The organism is Enterococcus rivorum, assembly GCF_001742285.1.
GTDB classification, from domain to species: Bacteria; Bacillota; Bacilli; order Lactobacillales; family Enterococcaceae; genus Enterococcus_L; species Enterococcus_L rivorum.
Genome location: NZ_MIEK01000077.1, coordinates 1 through 851 on the forward strand (window position 1 = coordinate 1; position 851 = coordinate 851).

An 851-nucleotide genomic window follows, 5' to 3' on the forward strand; every position below is an offset into this window, starting at 1 on the left:
CATTCCCGGCAATCTTCACATTCATACACTTTGAAATCTCGTACAAAGCCACCTTTGTCTTTTCTTCTACTGTATCGTTTGAAAGAGACAGGGCGATGGGCAGGACAAATGTATTCATCCTGTTCTTCAAGGTATAACCAATTTTCAACAATAAATGGGTTATCTTTGTACTTCTTCTTCGTTTCTCTGTAGTAACCACCATACGTAATCAACGGCGTTTTATGTAGTATATCATGAATATACATATAATTTTCTTCACTACCATATCCAGCATCTGCGACAATGTAATTAGGTAATTCTTTGTGTTGTTCTAAAAAACTGTCTAAAAAAGGATTCAAGGTTTTGGTATCTGTTGGGTTCGAAAATAAATCGTAGGCTAATACGTATTGATTTTCGGTGGCAATTTGCAGATTATAGCCTGGTTTTAGTTGCCCATTTTTCATATAATCGTCTTTCATCCGCATAAAGGTGGCATCTGTATCTGTTTTTGAAAAACTATTTCTTTCGCCAAAGATTTGATTATATTGGTCATATTTTCGTTTTCTTGGTAAAAAATCCTTTTGAACTTTTCGAAGATACTTTTTATAGATCCTTCTTTTTTTCTTCAAATAGCGTTGCTTTTCCTTTTCTTTTTCGCCTGCTAATTGTTCTTCTGTTTCATAAATATCTGCTTCCAATTGACAAGCGATTCCATCTAATTGGCCGCTTGTCAATCCATCGGATTGTCCTTCCTCTTTTAAACAAGGTAAAATTTCTTCCTCGTACAATTTTTGATAAAACTGTTCAGATTTTTTATCCAACATCGTTTCATACCGATTGGTTGATTTCCGCCAAACAAAGCTGAATTTACG

The 851-nt window shown here is 34.5% G+C and carries 1 protein-coding gene; it reads right to left on the reverse strand.

The window, feature by feature from the left end; genetic code table 11:
- Positions 1-851: transposase (locus tag BCR26_RS16695; RefSeq protein WP_139124987.1), on the reverse strand; the 851-nt coding region annotated here is incomplete at both ends.